Origin of the sequence: Candidatus Pelagisphaera phototrophica (assembly GCF_014529625.1) — a bacterium.
Lineage (GTDB): Bacteria > Verrucomicrobiota > Verrucomicrobiia > Opitutales > Opitutaceae > Pelagisphaera > Pelagisphaera phototrophica.
This window is the reverse complement of the sequence record NZ_CP076039.1, coordinates 104350-119955: the sequence shown is the minus strand read 5'-3', so window position 1 is coordinate 119955 and position 15606 is coordinate 104350. Positions and strand designations below refer to the sequence as shown.

General features: G+C 48.4%; 16 protein-coding genes and 1 pseudogene. 5 read left to right on the top strand and 12 right to left on the bottom strand.

The window, feature by feature from the left end; all coding sequences use genetic code 11:
- Positions 1-46: 46 nt before the first annotated feature.
- On the bottom strand, positions 47-982 hold the full coding sequence (locus GA004_RS00590) for a bile acid:sodium symporter (RefSeq protein WP_283395343.1): 936 nt from the start codon (positions 980-982) through the stop codon (positions 47-49).
- 125 nt (positions 983-1107) lie between these two features.
- Between GA004_RS00590 and GA004_RS00585 the strand changes: the two genes are divergently transcribed.
- Positions 1108-1584, top strand: a complete 477-nt coding sequence (locus GA004_RS00585; protein WP_283395342.1) for a hypothetical protein — start codon at positions 1108-1110, stop codon at positions 1582-1584.
- A gap of 22 nt (positions 1585-1606) precedes the next feature.
- Here the strand turns inward: GA004_RS00585 and GA004_RS00580 are convergent, their stop codons facing one another.
- Entirely contained in the window at positions 1607-2485 is an 879-nt protein-coding gene (locus tag GA004_RS00580; protein WP_283395341.1) for a peptidoglycan recognition protein family protein, read from the bottom strand.
- 9 nt (positions 2486-2494) lie between these two features.
- Entirely contained in the window at positions 2495-3064 is a 570-nt protein-coding gene (locus tag GA004_RS00575; protein ID WP_283395340.1) for an SET domain-containing protein, read from the bottom strand.
- Positions 3065-3416: 352 nt separating this feature from the next.
- Here GA004_RS00575 and GA004_RS00570 point away from each other — a divergent pair, with 352 nt between their 5' ends.
- On the top strand, positions 3417-3872 hold the full coding sequence (locus GA004_RS00570; RefSeq protein WP_283395339.1) for a hypothetical protein: 456 nt from the start codon (positions 3417-3419) through the stop codon (positions 3870-3872).
- Between the two features lie 65 nt (positions 3873-3937).
- Here GA004_RS00570 and GA004_RS00565 read toward each other — a convergent pair whose 3' ends face one another.
- Positions 3938-4780, bottom strand: a complete 843-nt coding sequence (locus GA004_RS00565) for an HDOD domain-containing protein (RefSeq protein ID WP_283395338.1) — start codon at positions 4778-4780, stop codon at positions 3938-3940.
- Between the two features lie 398 nt (positions 4781-5178).
- On the opposite strand from GA004_RS00565, the gene rny reads away from it, so the two are divergent.
- Positions 5179-6711 carry a ribonuclease Y gene (gene rny, locus GA004_RS00560; protein ID WP_283395337.1) on the top strand — a complete coding sequence of 511 codons (1533 nt, stop codon included), beginning with the start codon at positions 5179-5181 and terminating at the stop codon, positions 6709-6711.
- 240 nt (positions 6712-6951) lie between these two features.
- Here the strand turns inward: rny and GA004_RS17845 are convergent.
- From GA004_RS17845 to GA004_RS00550, 3 genes and pseudogenes are all read right to left on the bottom strand, one after another.
- Positions 6952-7080: pseudogene (locus tag GA004_RS17845) on the bottom strand (GNAT family N-acetyltransferase); the annotation flags it as partial.
- A 222-nt stretch (positions 7081-7302) separates the two neighbouring features.
- A complete protein-coding gene (locus tag GA004_RS00555) occupies positions 7303-7722 on the bottom strand; it encodes a hypothetical protein (RefSeq protein ID WP_283395336.1) in 420 nt (139 codons plus the stop codon).
- Positions 7723-7764: 42 nt separating this feature from the next.
- The gene (locus GA004_RS00550; protein WP_283395335.1) at positions 7765-8529 is read right to left on the bottom strand and encodes an inositol monophosphatase family protein; all 765 of its coding nucleotides are present in this window, start codon (positions 8527-8529) and stop codon (positions 7765-7767) included.
- A gap of 61 nt (positions 8530-8590) precedes the next feature.
- On the opposite strand from GA004_RS00550, the gene GA004_RS00545 reads away from it, so the two are divergent.
- Positions 8591-9262 (top strand): 3'-5' exonuclease, encoded by a 672-nt coding sequence (locus GA004_RS00545; protein ID WP_283395334.1) that lies wholly within the window; start codon positions 8591-8593, stop codon positions 9260-9262.
- Positions 9263-9304: 42 nt separating this feature from the next.
- Here GA004_RS00545 and GA004_RS00540 read toward each other — a convergent pair whose 3' ends face one another.
- Genes GA004_RS00540 through GA004_RS00530 form a run of 3 tightly spaced genes read right to left on the bottom strand, consistent with a single transcriptional unit; the run spans position 9305 to position 12949 of the window.
- Positions 9305-11263: an ABC-F family ATP-binding cassette domain-containing protein gene (locus GA004_RS00540; protein ID WP_283395333.1), complete on the bottom strand. Its 1959-nt coding sequence runs from the start codon at positions 11261-11263 to the stop codon at positions 9305-9307.
- Positions 11260-11694: a Fe-S cluster assembly sulfur transfer protein SufU gene (gene sufU, locus GA004_RS00535; protein ID WP_283395332.1), complete on the bottom strand. Its 435-nt coding sequence runs from the start codon at positions 11692-11694 to the stop codon at positions 11260-11262. The genes GA004_RS00540 and sufU overlap by 4 nt, the downstream gene beginning before the upstream one ends.
- Positions 11695-11701: 7 nt before the next feature.
- Complete coding sequence (locus GA004_RS00530) at positions 11702-12949, bottom strand: cysteine desulfurase (protein WP_283395331.1); 1248 nt, start codon at positions 12947-12949, stop codon at positions 11702-11704.
- A 176-nt stretch (positions 12950-13125) separates the two neighbouring features.
- On the opposite strand from GA004_RS00530, the gene GA004_RS00525 reads away from it, so the two are divergent.
- The gene (locus GA004_RS00525; RefSeq protein ID WP_283395330.1) at positions 13126-14322 is read left to right on the top strand and encodes a DEAD/DEAH box helicase; all 1197 of its coding nucleotides are present in this window, start codon (positions 13126-13128) and stop codon (positions 14320-14322) included.
- A gap of 11 nt (positions 14323-14333) precedes the next feature.
- Here GA004_RS00525 and GA004_RS00520 read toward each other — a convergent pair whose 3' ends face one another.
- Both GA004_RS00520 and GA004_RS00515 read right to left on the bottom strand, forming a co-directional pair.
- Positions 14334-14528, bottom strand: a complete 195-nt coding sequence (locus tag GA004_RS00520; RefSeq protein WP_283395329.1) for a hypothetical protein — start codon at positions 14526-14528, stop codon at positions 14334-14336.
- A gap of 103 nt (positions 14529-14631) precedes the next feature.
- The gene (locus tag GA004_RS00515) at positions 14632-15576 is read right to left on the bottom strand and encodes a porin (RefSeq protein ID WP_283395328.1); all 945 of its coding nucleotides are present in this window, start codon (positions 15574-15576) and stop codon (positions 14632-14634) included.
- Positions 15577-15606 lie beyond the last annotated feature (30 nt).

The window sequence follows — 15606 nt, the reverse complement described above, 5'->3', positions numbered from 1 at the left end:
ATTGGGTTAGTGCCTCGAATAGGGCAAGGCAAAAAGGGAGATGTTTCTACAATTTAAGCCAGCCTGATGTAAAGATTTCTTCTTTGACTGTCTCATTCTCGAAGCGAAACCATTCCTCACGAGTGTATTTACGAATTAAGTACGTAACAAGAGTAGATGTATTCACAATGAAAAACGAGTAGAGTAATGCAGGCCATAGGATATCGCCTGATACCTGTGCACTGAAGCTCAGCGTTATGATGGCGAATGCTAGAGGACCATTCTGGATTCCAGTTTCGAGGGATACGGTCCTACTCTTGCGTCTATTCATTCCTAGAAACCGGCTAAAATAATACCCGAATAGAAATCCGCCAAGCCCTAGGAATATACTGGCTACAAGTATGAACGGGCTGGTTTCTTCAGGATTCATCATCCGTTCAAAATTACGAGGCAACCAGCTAATAATTAGAAATATAATGACAATAATACCGAGCACTCCTCCCGTCTCTTCCATATTCTTCCCCCAGCGCTCGCTTTTCGACTTGAGGTACATTCCTCCGACCACGGGAACAAGGCAGATGATGAGCGATCCGATGACTTTACCGAAATCGATTTGTATCTGATCGTTTGTGAAAGGAGTTGCGTAAATACCAAGAAGAATGGGCAAAGCGAAAAGGGCTACTGTTGTTGTAAGCGTGCTCAGGGATATGCTCAGCGCCAGATCCCCTTTGGCGAAATAGTTAAATAGGCTCGAAGTTGTACCCGATGGGCAGCAGGCGACAATAATCAGTCCGATGGCTACAGGATCAGAAAAGCTGAAAAACTTCACCATTCCAAAGGCTAATGCTGGCATAATCAGATATTGTGACAGGAAGCCCACAATTGCAGGTTTTGGGTGGCGAATCGCTTCTCTGAAATCTCGGATGGAGAGGGTGCAGCCCAGGCCAAACATAATGACGAAAGTCATCAGTATGAGCAGATTTGTTTCAGTGGGGGTGAGCATTGGGTAAAAAGAAGGAAAATTGAAAGATGAGGCCAGTCAAATGAAACCCTGCTATTGCCCTCTGGACTCCTAGGGTTTTCGCACGGACTTAACTCCGATTGCTATTGTGTCGATTAAGGGATCGAATGCGTCTACGAACATTTATTGGGATTTTTTTGGCATTCCAGGCCTTGGGGTATGGACGCCCACCTATATTTGTGCCGTCTGAAGAGCTGATTTCGGAACATCGGGCGGAGGTTTTTCGCATCGCTCGGGACTACATCATAGAGACATTTCGCGTTAAACCGATTGAGGAAGGGCAGTTCAACCAGGTCAGGTTCAATTCTACGGGAGTATGGGGGGATTTCAGGTGCAGGCTCAAAGAACTGGGCGACGATCGCTTTGAAATTCGTGGCTGGGTTCTGGCCCACGGATATGAAGGCTCGGAGGCGGTTTGGTCGGTCGTTCTTCGGTACGAGCTTGTTGACCCAGAAGGATGGATGTACCGTCGCTTGGATGAGGAATATGAGAATAAACCGGAGGTTACGTCGTGGCGATTTGGCCCTTATCGCAGTGTTCCTTATGAGGCGCAGTACTCAGCCGATTTCCTTTCTAAAAACTAGCGATGTTGAGGGCATGAGCTGACTAGTTGACCATTCTTTTGAGCTGACTTGTCGGAAAGAATTTTCCGGGGCAAAGCGTGTGATTGGGATGCATCAATGTGTGGGTGGTGACAGCTTTGCCAGGGATTCCTGCCTTTTCCTGAAGATAATTGATTAGCGCTTCCAACTGCTCCATCTGTTTCGCCTTTGGGCGAGATTTTTCAAAATTGCCGATGAGGCAGATACCGATGGCGATCTGGTTGTGGGCCCATAGCTTCATATGTCCTCCGTGGAGTTGCTTCTTCCAGCGTTCGCTAATGTATATGTCGCCATTCTTGGTTCCGCGAGTCCCGTTCTCGATGACGAAGTGGTAGGCGATACCGTTTTCCATGTTGCGTTCTTCTCGGTGGAATCGATCGATGTTTTTCGCTCTGTCGGCGACGGTGCCGCTATGATGAATGACGATGGTCTTCCATTGGCTCTGTTTAACCGGAATTTTTGCCAGAGCGTTTCTAACACTCCAAGGAAGGCTGGAGTACTTTCTAGCGGCTTCTCCTGTTTTCGAAGGAATCTTTATTACTTGGCCAGCTCTAATCTTGTTAAAGTCCCGTATGCCGTTGAACGCCGCGATCTCCTTGGCATTTACTCCGTGTCTCGCAGCGATACTGGATAGGCTCTCTCCATTCCGTATCTTGTAATCGACAAAACGGGGAGCAGACCCCGGAATTTCAAGTTTTTGCCCAATGCTAATGTTGTTAGCATTTTCGATATTGTTGACCTTCTTTAATTCAGCAACGGATACATTGTACGCTTTAGAAATTGTGGTTAGGTTTTCACCTTTTTTGACGACGTGAACAATTCCTTCCAGCGATGCAGTAGTCGCGAAACTCAATACCAAGAGAAAAATCCGGAGCGGGCTCATAGGCGGTGTTTAGCTCAGGTTTTCCTCGCGTTTCTTGAGTATCTTGCGGAGCTTCTTTCGGTCTTCTTTACGAACAATGTAGCCGATGCAGTTCGGTTCACCGCATAGACACGGGTGTTCTTCCCAGTGTTCCAAATCGTATCCGTAACTGAATGTCAGTTCCTCGCCTTTTTTGATATCCCTCAAAGCGATAAGCCAGATTTCGCCTTTCAAATCATGCGATTCACAATTTGGCCGGCAGGAATGATTGGCTAGGCGAGCAATGTTCCAATCGAAACCTCCATCGAGATCGTATTTGTCGTCCAAATCGAATATATAAACCGAACCCTCATCTGAATTCACAGAGGATTCGAATTGCGTTATGCCTCGATTCTTCGACTCCTTCTTTCGGATAATCTCTCCGATGTACTGAATGAAGTACTTGTTCTTTGGGATTTTCTTTGCCGCGAAAAGACCATGGCCATGTATGGAAGAGTATTGTGCCTTGACGTATGGGAAAACGGGTGGGTTGCCATTCTTGTCGAGGCCGACAAATTTTCGCTGCTTTGACTTATTGTAGCCTTTGAGATCTTTAGCCATGTTTTGGCTCCGCTTGATAACCGAGACGATTCAGTAGAGCCGTACGATCAACCCCTTCGAATGCAATCCATTTCTGCCCACTCGTAATCCCGTCTTGAGTAAGGACGTTTTTTTCAGGATTTTTAGCGCGGAATCGCAAGTGGTGGACCCTGGTCTTGATTGGGTGCCTGATCCCAAGAACCTTTGGAATGTAATCTTTCAACCGTGATTTATGGAGTCTTACCAGGTTTCAAACGTTGTCACGTTAGTTTGAGGAGATGATCCGAGGCTTGCGAAATCCAGGAAGGAATGCTCTAATCTCGCAAATGATTAGCGAACAGGGTTCCACATTTGGCGGTCAATCTAAAGCACGATGAAGTTTCAACCAAGAAAACCAGGGGGTCTAGAGAGCAAGCGGGAGATTTGGAGAAGCAAGATCGACAAGCCGATGGGCCCAGGTATGCTATTAACTCTCATTCCGACTCTGATTATGTGCGTCTTTCTGGTGATGGCAGCTCCGTATTTGAAGAGTATCACCTTGAAATTTTTCGAAATGGACAGGGAGGAAGTACTTCTTCCCGTCGAATTAGCGGAGGATTTAGAGCCGGAACTGCCCGCAGTCCCTCCGCCGAATCCCGACCTCGCAATTGCCGAGCTTTACCAGAAGCAGTTCGACGAACAGGGTTTTGATTGGAGAACCCCGCCTAAAATTGAGCTGCCAAAGGAGGAAAAGGAGGAGATAATCAAGGAAATCAAAATGGTGGAGGTGGATTTGCCTCTCTTGATTAATACTCCTGACATTGACTTCGATCAGTCTGGCCTGGAATAGGGGTGTCTGCCAGGAAGGCCCCATCGCTTGCTGTCTTTGGCCCCCAATGCACTGCTAAAGGATTTCTAGACTAGATTGTAGTCCCCATGAAGCATTGCCTCCGCACGTTGCAGGCAGTCGCTGACATCGGTGACTAAATTCCATAAGGTTTGCTCTCCTTCGCCGAGGAGGTTTAGCACGAGAAGATCCGGTCCCTTTTCTTGATCGGGAAGTTCATTGGTTTCGCGTATTGCCCCGGTGATCCATTTAGAAAGGTTTAGCAGGCAGGCCATCTTGCCGGTCGTGATGCAATCTAAAGGAGAAAACTGAAAGCGAATAGGATCCGTAAAGCTGTCGGGAAATCCCCAGAATCTGAAGAGCGTATAGTTCAAACCGGCGCTTCCAAAGCTCTTCAAGCGGGAATTCAAGTGTCCGAAGGGGTCGGTCAATTGTCGGTCAAGTTCTTCTTCATGAGCCTCGCTTATAGCGTTCGCCAGCGAGTGTAGCAGCCCAATCGAATACGCCTCATGCGGATCCAGTTTGTGTTTGGCTGCGAGGCTTTCCATACAGACCGCGCAAGTTATGGCACGTTTCCATGATTCAGGGCTGTAAGTAGAGGCGGTTTCGACCTCGTCGCAATACTGGTAGGCATATATGCCTAGCAGATCATACATTCGCTCGAATCCGACGGCAGTCGCGGCCTGTTCTATGCTTGAATAACCTTTTTCCTTTGAATTGGGAGCTTGATTGGCTTCTCGCAATATCCGCGTAGCCAATAGGGGCTCTAGTCGGATGAGAGCGATGATTTCGTCAGGGTTTATATTTCCTCCCCTTACGAGGGATTTAAGGCTGTTTGAAATTCTGGGGGCGGGAGTCAGCGTCTCGAACCGGTTTTGAAGTCGGTCGACGGTTGCATTGATTCGTTCCATGCCTCTGTTAAACGCCCGAATATCAAGAGCTTTAAGCGGTGTGGATCAGATTGGGTAATAGAATCTACTCGGTTCCTGAAGGCTTCTCGTAATAATGTGAATGCATATAGGCAGTTTACTCTAGGGTGGGTGTGAATATAGCTCAGTCGATTTCGATTTTGTGATGTCTGAGAGTCGATTGGGGGAACTGGGAATCGACTAGGAATTAAAAAGTTGGATAATAGACCACTATATCTTGTTTTTGTCGCCAGGTTCAAGTGAGTTGAAAACTCCTTAAGACCACGCTATCAATCGCTTAAGATTCGAATTGAATTCAATCGTTGATTTTTTGTGGGCATTTGCTTTCGTCAAGATAGTCGCGAAAACCCAGCCGTCGGGATTTCGCTTTTTTTATTGATATGGATGTAACCTCTTCAGTGATTCTTGCTCTTGTTGGCGGGTTTGTGGTTGCTTACAGCTTTACCCGGCTCGTTACGCGACACGCTCGAAATCGAGCGAAAGCGGATGCCGAATCCATCGTTGAATTGGCAAAGAGAGAAGCTGAAGTTTCCGGAAAGGAAATGCAATCAAGACTGCAACTCGATATGGATGAGAAACGCAGTGATCTCGAACGTGAAGCCAAACAAATGGAGATGGAGATTGAGGTGAAGCTAAATGAAATCCGCTCCCATGAAGAAAGCTTAGCGGCCCTTGATCATGAGTTAAGGCTGAGAGAAAAGAACATAGAAGACGGTCTCGAAGAGGTTAAGGCGAGTAAGCGTAGCTTTGAAGAAATGTCCGCAAATGTCCGTCACACAATGGCCAACTTGGCTTCTATGGATGTTGAGGAGATCAAGCGAGAGCTGCAGCAACAGGTTAAAGTTGAGTGCAACGATGAACTCCTTCGGATACGAAAAGACATTCTCGAACGTTCGGAGACAGATCTTACCAGACAGGCGAATCGGACGCTGCTAGCGACCATGCAACGTATCGCAAGCAAGCCAAACAGTGAAATTAGCGCCACAGTCGTTCAATTGCCCAATGACGACATGAAAGGTCGCATCATTGGCCGAGAAGGTCGCAACATCAAATGCTTCGAAACCGCAACTGGGACCACTTTGCTAATCGACGAGTCGCCTCGAATGGTGCTTATCTCATCATTTGATCCGGTAAGACGGGAAATTGCGAAAAACGCTTTGGAACGTCTCGTTAGGGACGGGAGAATTCATCCGGCAACCATTGAGGAGTTCGTGATCGAATCTCGTTCGGATGTAGACAAGATCGTTGAGAATGCTGGCGACGCCGCAATCAGCCAGCTTAAGATATCCCGATTGCATCCGGAAATCATAACCCTGCTGGGGAAACTAAAATTTCGGACTTCATACTCGCAAAACGTGCTTGAGCATTCTGTTGAGGTTGGACTGCTATGCTCGATAATCGCATCGGAATTAGGACTGGATCCAAATGTCGCTAAGCGAGCTGGTTTGCTCCATGACTTGGGCAAGGCCATCGACGGCGAATACGAGGGAAGCCATGCGGCAGTCGGAGCGGATTTCGTCAAAGCCAGGGGAGAAAACGATGTGGTGGTCAATGCGATCGCTGCTCATCACGAGGAAGTTCCAGCTGAATCGCTTTATGCCGGAGTGGTCATTTTGGCGGACACAATCTCTGCGGTCAGGCCTGGCGCGAGGGCGGAGTCCATCGCTGCGTATATTGATCGTTTAAAAACTCTCGAAAACTTAGCTCACACGTTTCCGGGTGTAAAGTCGGCCTATGCTATCCAGGCCGGTCGGGAGGTTAGAGTGGTGGTGGATCCCGAATCTATCTCTGATCTGGAAGCAAAGAGCTTGTCCCGGGAAATGCGCCAGCGCATTGAGGACGAACTGGAGTACCCTAGTACGATTCGCGTTACTATCATTCGTGAACAGCGCTTTACAGATACCGCTAAGTAAAGACTGGATTGGTGACGCCCCAGGCTCTCTAGTAGGAGCCGATTTCTTTTTCAAAGCAGCAAGCATCGTGGTATCTGCCAAGTTTGAACCCGACTTCCCTGTATATTCCAACTTCCCTAAAACCAGAATTTTTGTGTAAGGCGACTGATCCTGTGTTCGGCAACTTAACACCCCATAGGCACGTTGAGCGCTTGTCTCGATGAGGGAGGCGAAGAGGGCATTATAGGGCTTCGATCCAATTCCTCTTCCGAAGTATTCCTTGTCCAAATAAACGCTCGTTTCGACTGACGTGGCGTAGGCAGCTTTTACTCTAAATTGGCTGCTTGCACAATATCCAACAACGAGTCCATCTAGCTCGGCAACGAATATTCTGTAAATGCCGGTTGATGAGTACTTCGAAAACCAGGACGTGACACGATCAGCAGCACAGTGCTTTTACAAGTCGAAGCTTATTGCGGTCTCTTCGACATAATAGTTATATATCTCTGTCAGACGCGGCACATCTTCAACCCTCCCGGGCCTTATGCCAACAATGCTCATGGATCCTTGTTTTAGGACGAAAATTATTTGCTGCAGTGCAGAGGGATCGCGCTAATTTGCGTTCAGATTCTTCTGTAGCCTCTCGAGTTGATCCTGCAGAGTCTTATTGAGAGTGCCCGCCATGGACTTATTTTGGTCGTGACCTGCCCCGTGGATTTTCACCGCAACGACTTTGAGTGTATCCAAATTTGATTTGGCGGTAGCAGGGGCTATTGCCTCAAGAGCATTGAACGCCTTGGTAAGAGCGATCTCAATATGGTGCATTTCCACGTAGAGTCCATTTTTCGTAGCGAGATTCATTTCCGACGCTAAAAGCTTAAGATGCTGCATCAATTCTGCTTGATCCATATTTTCAATCAGAGCGGATTCGTAGTCCTTTGTTTCGCGGTCCATGGAGTGAATGTCTGCCTGTTGCCCACCGCAAGCGGACAAAAATAAAGAAATAGTGATTAGAGAGATTCGAATGTTCATTGTATGCAATATCTGGCTATGCAAAGAGAGGACTAAAAGGAGCTAGGAATTTAATATTGCGACAACTTTGCTGTGCAGATCTGTGTTGGCAGCGACGATGGAGTTGCCTTGGGCGGGGTTATTGCCGAACCAGTCGGTGATGGTGGCTCCTGAACCGCGAATTATAGGAACAAGAGCCATAACATCCCACGGATTCGCTATCGGATCAATCATGATGTCTGCGTTTCCGGTGGCCAATAGGTAGTAGCCGTAGCAATCGCCCCATGTGCGAGTCATTTTAGTTTTGGAGACGAGCTTTTCGAACGCCCGGCCATTCTGGCGCTTGGCAACTTCGAAATAGTCCGTAGTCAGGAGTAAGGCCTCATCGAGTGGCTTGTCCGCCTTCGCCCTTACGAGATCGCCATTGACGAATGTGGAATGACCATCACTGCTGATCCGCTTTCCCAGGGCGGGGAAATTGATACAGCCAAAGATGGGCTCACCCTCCAAAAGTAAAGCTATCATCGTTCCGTATAGCGGGCAGCCAGCGGTAAAAGTCTTGGTTCCGTCGATGGGATCTATGATCCAGGTAAAGGCTGCGTTTGGGTTTAAGTCTTCATATTCCTCGCCCTTGATCCCGTGTTCCGGATACAACACCTGGATGGCTTCACGGATTTCTCGCTCTGTTTCTTTGTCGGCAAAGGTCACGGGTGACCGATCGCTTTTCGTTTCGACCACCATATCGGGATTCTCGTAGAAGGAGAGTATAGTCTTCTGCGTTTCTAGGCAGAGCTTTCGCGTAAACTCGTCAAATTCGTCAAAATTCATAGGATCGGAAGTCTTAGATTGCGCGGAAGGACTGCGGGGATAAAGCTTTTTACATAACGAGATGGAACTCTACTGGGACGAAGCCCCGATCCACGTGATCGATTTTGAAGGTGGACTACAATGCGGAATTGTAGAGTATGGAATAGTCACGATCAAAGGGAGCTCAATCGAATCGGTAGCGACACGATTTTGTCAGCCTAAAGCCCCGATCCCAAAAAATGAATGGTCGATTCACAAAATCACGACTGCTGAAGCCTCATTGGAAATGCCCTTCGAGGAAGAATGGGAGCGATTCGCATCGATTAGAGAGTCGGGACCTCTAGCGGCGCATTTCGCCTCGGCGGAAAATACCATGCTCAAATCTGTATTCCCTTATCCTAGGAAGTCCCCGAGTTGGCTGGATGACGGAAAATCAATCGTAAGCTGGGGCCCTTGGCTGGATACGGGTACCTTGTATCGTAACATGAGAAGGGCCGAGGACTCCCTAAAATTGGCGGATTTGGTACGCCGCTACCATCTGCAGCCAGGACTTGACGATCTAAGTTCTATACATTGCCCCGTGGGTAGGCAGAATTATCATTGTGCTCTCTATGACGCGATTGCTTCTGCTCTTTTGCTGATCTACTACTGCAAGGAGTTTAGCAAACACCGTCTTTTGCTTTCTGAGGTCATTGGCCGCAGCCAAGGAAGCCGGGCCAAGCGGCAAAAGATTAAGCAGAGAGAATTGTTTTAGGGCTATGCCTGTCCCGCGGTAAGTGGATCTTGAGAGGCACTTTTATCCAGAGAATTCGTCAAGTTCTTGCTCTTTGGCCGCGATCCGATCTGAGAGTCTACTCCACTCTTCATAGTTCTTCTCCAGAGCAATTCGATCCCGCTCGTGAGCAGCCATAGCCTCTCTGGCGTCGCCCGTCTTGAAAAAAGCAGGATCGGCCATCTTGGATTCCAGCAACTCCTGGCTAGTTTCGAGCTGGGAGATTAGCTCCTCGAGCTCTGAACCCCTCTTTTTTAATGGACTCAATACAGTAACCAATACCGCCCTTTTCTGGCGCCTTTCTTTCGGGGAAATTTTCGAAACGCTTTTCGATGATTGGGAACTGGCGATGTTGGCTTTTGGCTGGCTGTCATTATCCAATTTTTCTAGATGTCTTAGGTAATCGGATACGTTACCAGGAAACAGAGAAAGGCCATCCTTACGAACTTCGAGCGTTTTGTTTACGATGCGATCCACAAAAGCGCGGTTGTGCGATACAATAATAAAGGCTCCTTCGTAATTCTCGAGCGCTCTCTGCAATGCCTCTTGCGAACGCATATCGAGGTGATTTGTTGGTTCGTCGAGGATTAGGAAATTGGCTTGTTGGGTAAGAATCTTTGCTAGGGCGAGACGATTTCGTTCACCGCCCGAAAGTACGCTTGTTTTTTTGAATACGTCGTCACCATGAAAGAGAAAGGCCCCGAGGGCGGAACGTAGCTGAGTGGTGTTTTGGCCGGAATTTGTTCTTTCGAGTGTTTCGAGGACGGTATAGCTGGGTTCCAGTTCGTCGGCTTGGTGCTGAGCGAAGTAGGAAATTATCGTATTGTGCCCTAGCGTACGGATACCACTTTGAAATGGTTCGACCGCGGCAATGACCTTTGCCAAGGTAGACTTCCCGGCTCCATTTGCTCCAACCACTGCAAGCCGATCGCCCCTTTCAATTCGAATGGTCGCATTCTGGATCACTTTCAAGTCGCCGTAGGACTTGCATAGATTTTCGAGTTCCATGATCGTTTGCCCACTTCGGGGAGCTGGGGGAAAGGAAAAGGCAATCGAGTTCTCTTCAGTCTCGATCTCAATTCGCTCGACCTTATCCAGAGCCTTGATACGGCTTTGGACTTGGCTGGCTTTGGATGCTTTGTAGCGAAATCGGTCTATGAATTTCTCGGTTCGCTCGATCTCCTTTTGCTGATTCTTGAACGAGCGAATCAACTGGTCTTTCCTGATTTTGCTCTGTTCCTCAAAATAGGAGTAACCACCTTGGTAGACATTCAGATTTCCTTGGGTAAGTTCAAAGGTCTGCTTACAAAGCTCGTCTAAAAAGGCACGGTCATGGGAGACCATAAGAATAGCCCCTTCGTAACGTTTGAGGTAGTTTTCAAACCAGCGCTGGGAAATGATGTCCAGGTGATTGGTCGGTTCATCCAGAAGAAGCAGGGAAGGGGAGGCAAGGAGGAGCTTCGCGATAGCGATTCGCATTTGCCAGCCGCCGCTGAATTCGCTGGTCTGCTTTTTCATATCGGACTGTTCGAATCCGAGACCGTGCAAAACGGATTCAATACGGTAGGGGAGTTTTTCCACATCGTGGTTTTCCAATTCCCGCTCCCATGTCCCAATGAGCTCGAGTATTTCGTGGTAATCCTTGGAGTCTGTATTTAAGGAATGTAGTAGTGTGTTGGCTTCGTCGATCTTAGAGGTTAGCGTTAAGATATTCTCGAAGGCTGATTCGGCTTCCTCGTATAAGAACCTATCTGCTGCAATTATCCCGTCTTGGGGCAGGTAGCCAATGGTAACGTAGTTTGCCTTGTCGACAAATCCACCGTCGAGTTCCTCTTGATCGGCGAGAATTTTCAATAACGTGGTTTTTCCTGCTCCATTGGAGCCGACGAGTCCGATTCGATCCTTGTTGCCAATAGAGGCGGTAGCATCTCGAAAGATGAAGCGCTCACCGTACTGGAGCTTCAGGTTGCGGAGCTGAATCATATTAATCGAGAGACTGCTCCCTTGAAGGCTTCCCAAGGAAGCGTCGCACATCTAATGCGACTGGGAAAGGATTTCACTCCCGCCAGCGACTGTATGTCCTCATTTTCAAGAGTAGCGATTGAAAAACCTGGTTGCAAAAGCGACTCGATTAGCGAGTCGGCGAAGTCGATTCCTCCCTCGATGTCGGATTGAGTAATCTGCTCGGTCAACATAGAAGCCGAAGCCATGCAGATGGAACAGCATTGAGCCTCGAACGTAGCCTCAGAAACCATCCTTTGGGAAACCTTAAGGTAAAGTGTGATGAGGTCGCCGCAAAGAGGGTTTTTCAGTTCAAAGTAGGCATCCGCGTCCTTCAAGACACGTTTATTCTTTGGTTCGCGACTGTGCTTCAAAAGCGTATCACGGTAGAGAGCTTTCAGTTCCGAATTCATCAGGCCGCTACCCGAATAGCTGATGGACTTTGCCGAGTGATTCAACGAGAGCGTCGATATCTTCGTGATTATTGTAAAGAGCGATAGATGCACGGGCCGTCGCTGAAATACCAAAACGCTTCATCAATGGCTCACAGCAATGATGACCGGACCGCACGGCAATTCCCTCAGTATCGAGGATGGTTCCAATATCATGGGCATGGGCGGCATTCATGACAAATGATATAGCTCCAGCACGATTTGATGGCTCGCCGATTAGCCTTACCCCGGCAGTAGATTTCAAACGGTTGGCAGCGTAGTCAATAAGCTGAGTCTCGTAGTCGTGGATCAGATCTCTCCCTATTGATTCGATGTAGTCAATGCCAGCCGCGATACCAATGCCTCCTGCAATGTGAGGGGTTCCCGCTTCGAACCTGTATGGTGGTGCTTTAAAGGTGGTTCCATCGAAAGAAACGTGCGCAATCATGTCTCCACCGCCTTGATACGGCCGCATGCTATCGAGTTTGGCGCGTTTTCCGTATAAGCCGCCAATGCCCGTTGGCATGAACATCTTGTGCCCAGAAAAAACAAGAAAATCGCAGTCGAGCACCTGGACGTCCAGCTTCATGTGCTGAATTGACTGGGCTGAGTCTATTAGTGTGGGAATGCTCCTGTCCTTGGCGGCCTCGATAATTCTCTCTATTGGATTTACAGTCCCGATCGAATTGGAAACATGGACAATCGCTGCCAGTTTGGTCCGAGGTCCCATAAGGGAAATATAGGAATCCGTGTCCAGATCACCGTTATCAAAAATCGGTGCTACTTTGAGGACCGCCCCTGTTCGTTCGCAAAGGAGCTGCCAGGGAACTATGTTGGCGTGATGCTCCATGTGGGAAATCAGGATTTCGTCGCCCGCTGAAACAAGAGGCGCCAGAAAAGAGTGAGCGACGAGATTTATCGATTCAGTAGCCCCTCGAGTAAAAACGATTTCCGATTCATCATTAGCGTTAAGATAGGCCGCGAGTTTGGTTCGAGCGTTTTCGTAGGCTGCGGTGGCCTCGGTACTTAGTAAGTGGACGCCCCGATGGATATTCGAGTTTTCGTAGGCGTAGTATTGCGTGATGGCATCGATCACTGATTGCGGCTTCTGGGTTGAGGCGGCGTTGTCTAAGTAGATAAGTGGCTTCCCGCTGACTTCTCTCTTCAAGATAGGGAAATCCTCGCGAGCTCTTTTCAGGGCTTCAGGAATTGGCGGTGGTGTGGGTCGGTCGATCATCGGATGGCGTCAAATATGTCTACAAGGACAAGACGAGCGCGAGGTCTGTGTCGAATTAATTTGGTGTCATCCAGGATTGAGAGAGGCTCTGAACAAGTTAGAGTTTTTTGAAAGCAGACAGCAGTTTGTCGAAGGGAGGGCTTGCTTAGAAGGAATTGGGTAATCATATACCCAAAATGCCCTTTAACGGTCTAGGCCTTTCAGATTCTCTATTACAATCAATTGGTGAACTCGGGTTCGAGAAACCAACACCCGTACAAGCGAAAGCGATCCCCTTGATCCTTCAGGGGAAAGACATTATCGCATCTGCACAGACAGGAACGGGAAAAACAGCTGCATTTGGACTGCCAACACTCGATCTGCTTGAGCCGGGTAAACGCATCCAATGTTTAGTACTCGAGCCGACTCGAGAGCTGGCTCAGCAGGTGGTAGACGCATTGGAAAGCTATTCTAAACACTCAAAGACTAGAGTGGGAGTAGTTTATGGAGGCGTAAAGTACGGGCGTCAGAAGGAGATGCTCGAGAAAGGAGTGGATATTCTCGTCGCTACGCCAGGGCGATTGTTAGACCACATAGGTCAAGGGAATATTTCGTTGAAAAATGTTCAGGTGCTGATTTTAGACGAGGTCGACCGAATGCTGGACATGGGTTTTCTACCGGATGTGAGCCGCCTCATCAAGATGTGCCCGAAGGAAAGGCAAACCCTGTTTTTCTCTGCGACCATTCCAGCGGCGATTCAATCGATGATGAAATGGGTTCTGAACGATCCGGAAGTGATCGAGATTGGACGAAACCGTTCGGCTGCGGAAACGGTGACCCACGCGTTCTACCCCGTCGTGGAGCAGCAAAAGTACGATTTGTTGATCAAGCTGCTAGAGCAGACGCAATTTGAGAGCGTGTTGATTTTCACCCGAACGAAACTGAACGCTGACCTAATTTCAAGGCGTTTAGAGCGGCTGAAACACTCAGTTGGGGTGCTGCATTCGGACCGGGCGCAGGGTGAGCGCACAGCGGCATTAAAGGGGTTTAAGTCGGGTAAGTTCGAAGTCTTGGTGGCAACTGATATCGCTGCCCGCGGTCTAGATATCGCGGGGGTGACACATGTCATCAATTACGATGTGCCCTTAAACGCCGAGGATTATGTTCACCGAATTGGTCGAACTGGCCGTGCAGAAAAGGAAGGGGATGCCTTCACGCTATTGACTGAGGACGAATTGAAAAACGCCGGTGCGATCGAGCATTATGTGGGGAAAAAAATAGCGCGAAAGAAAATTGAGGGCTTCAATTACATGTATTCGCGTTTGTTTGAGGAGGAAGAGAAGAACGCGTCTCGCAAAGCGAAGAGTAGGGCTTACGGCCGCCTTTCACGGTAGTCCACCCAACTTTACTTCCGAAGATCGGCAATCGGTAGGGTGATTGCTCGATAGAATTGGTCGCGAATCAGGCCGAGGGCCGCTTTTGTTTCGACTGAATTCTCGCTTACGATTTTGATAGTACCTTTGGCGAGATTGGAATCAATTATGGGCACTGCTTGGCTATTGGCACAAAAATGCGAGGCGTGACATTTAGTAGGGGCCATGGTTGGAGAGAGATCAGAAATCCAGGACACGAAAAAGCCCCTTCGCGAGGCGAAGGGGCATTGTAAATTCTTTTGTCTTCAATTCACCTCTAAAACGATTGAACTAGAAAGTGAAGATCGTTTCAAATGCAATGGTTGTGTTGGTACCTTCAGTTCCGAGGTCGGTTTGGCTCAACTCAACGAGCATTCCAAGATTGTCATTCACAGACCAGCCGGGGCTGACCGTGAATTTGGTAGCGGTGTCCCCGCCAGCCCAGTCTTGCTGGTCTTCACTCACACGAGCGGTGATCCCGAAATTGTCGGTGATTCCCATGTTCGCCATCAATAGCCATTGGCTTCCGGTTATATTGGCACCCATGTCGTAGTCGTTGAACTCCAGAGCGTAGGTCATGTTACCGATTTCGTAGGAAGTCCAAAAATTGATAAGGTCCTTATCTTCAATTGCATCTGCGCCCTTGTCCTTGGCGAATCCCAAGTAGACGGTAAGGCCATCAGCTGGAAAAATAACGATCTTTGCTTCCGCTCCGTATTCGCTATCTCCGATTGAACCATCAGGTCCGTAGACGGAGTCAACGACTGAAAGACCTAAATTCACAAAATCGTCTCCGTAGTTGAAACGCACTCCGTTATGGAACAAGGGAATACTGTTCGGAGCTAGATCGTAGGCGTATGAGTACTGGTATAGCCCAGTGGGCTCCACTGTTTCCCAGCCATGATAGCTGTTGAACTTACCCGCTTCGATATTGGCTCCGTCTCCAAGGTTGTAGGTTATGAACGCTTGTTCTAGATCGAATTCCTCGGTGCTGTTGTTACCGAGATAATTCAGGTCGATCTGAGCGGTGATTTCGTCGAAATCGATCAGGAAGTCGATCTCTGCTTGGTCGAGATTGAACGATGAGCTGTCTTCTCCAGTTTCACTGTTCACGTCCACTGCGGACATGTCCAAGAAACCAGTGACTGACAGGTTATCACTCAGTTCGATCTGCGCGTGTATAACAGGAGTTGCTAGCAGTAGACCTGCGAGCGTAGTTTTTAGTAGTTTGTTCATTGTAGTAGTTATGAGTTAGTTATAAATTTT

What these genes read in the sequence shown, in the direction of transcription:
- GA004_RS00590 (WP_283395343.1), bottom strand. Translation starts at nt 982, where the DNA reads ATGCTCACCCCCACTGAAACAAATCTGCTCATACTGATGACTTTCGTC.
- GA004_RS00585 (WP_283395342.1), top strand. Translation starts at nt 1,108, where the DNA reads ATGCGTCTACGAACATTTATTGGGATTTTTTTGGCATTCCAGGCCTTG.
- GA004_RS00580 (WP_283395341.1), bottom strand. Translation starts at nt 2,485, where the DNA reads ATGAGCCCGCTCCGGATTTTTCTCTTGGTATTGAGTTTCGCGACTACT.
- GA004_RS00575 (WP_283395340.1), bottom strand. Translation starts at nt 3,064, where the DNA reads ATGGCTAAAGATCTCAAAGGCTACAATAAGTCAAAGCAGCGAAAATTT.
- GA004_RS00570 (WP_283395339.1), top strand. Translation starts at nt 3,417, where the DNA reads ATGAAGTTTCAACCAAGAAAACCAGGGGGTCTAGAGAGCAAGCGGGAG.
- GA004_RS00565 (WP_283395338.1), bottom strand. Translation starts at nt 4,780, where the DNA reads ATGGAACGAATCAATGCAACCGTCGACCGACTTCAAAACCGGTTCGAG.
- rny (WP_283395337.1), top strand. Translation starts at nt 5,179, where the DNA reads ATGGATGTAACCTCTTCAGTGATTCTTGCTCTTGTTGGCGGGTTTGTG.
- GA004_RS00555 (WP_283395336.1), bottom strand. Translation starts at nt 7,722, where the DNA reads ATGAACATTCGAATCTCTCTAATCACTATTTCTTTATTTTTGTCCGCT.
- GA004_RS00550 (WP_283395335.1), bottom strand. Translation starts at nt 8,529, where the DNA reads ATGAATTTTGACGAATTTGACGAGTTTACGCGAAAGCTCTGCCTAGAA.
- GA004_RS00545 (WP_283395334.1), top strand. Translation starts at nt 8,591, where the DNA reads ATGGAACTCTACTGGGACGAAGCCCCGATCCACGTGATCGATTTTGAA.
- GA004_RS00540 (WP_283395333.1), bottom strand. Translation starts at nt 11,263, where the DNA reads ATGATTCAGCTCCGCAACCTGAAGCTCCAGTACGGTGAGCGCTTCATC.
- sufU (WP_283395332.1), bottom strand. Translation starts at nt 11,694, where the DNA reads ATGAATTCGGAACTGAAAGCTCTCTACCGTGATACGCTTTTGAAGCAC.
- GA004_RS00530 (WP_283395331.1), bottom strand. Translation starts at nt 12,949, where the DNA reads ATGATCGACCGACCCACACCACCGCCAATTCCTGAAGCCCTGAAAAGA.
- GA004_RS00525 (WP_283395330.1), top strand. Translation starts at nt 13,126, where the DNA reads ATGCCCTTTAACGGTCTAGGCCTTTCAGATTCTCTATTACAATCAATT.
- GA004_RS00520 (WP_283395329.1), bottom strand. Translation starts at nt 14,528, where the DNA reads ATGGCCCCTACTAAATGTCACGCCTCGCATTTTTGTGCCAATAGCCAA.
- GA004_RS00515 (WP_283395328.1), bottom strand. Translation starts at nt 15,576, where the DNA reads ATGAACAAACTACTAAAAACTACGCTCGCAGGTCTACTGCTAGCAACT.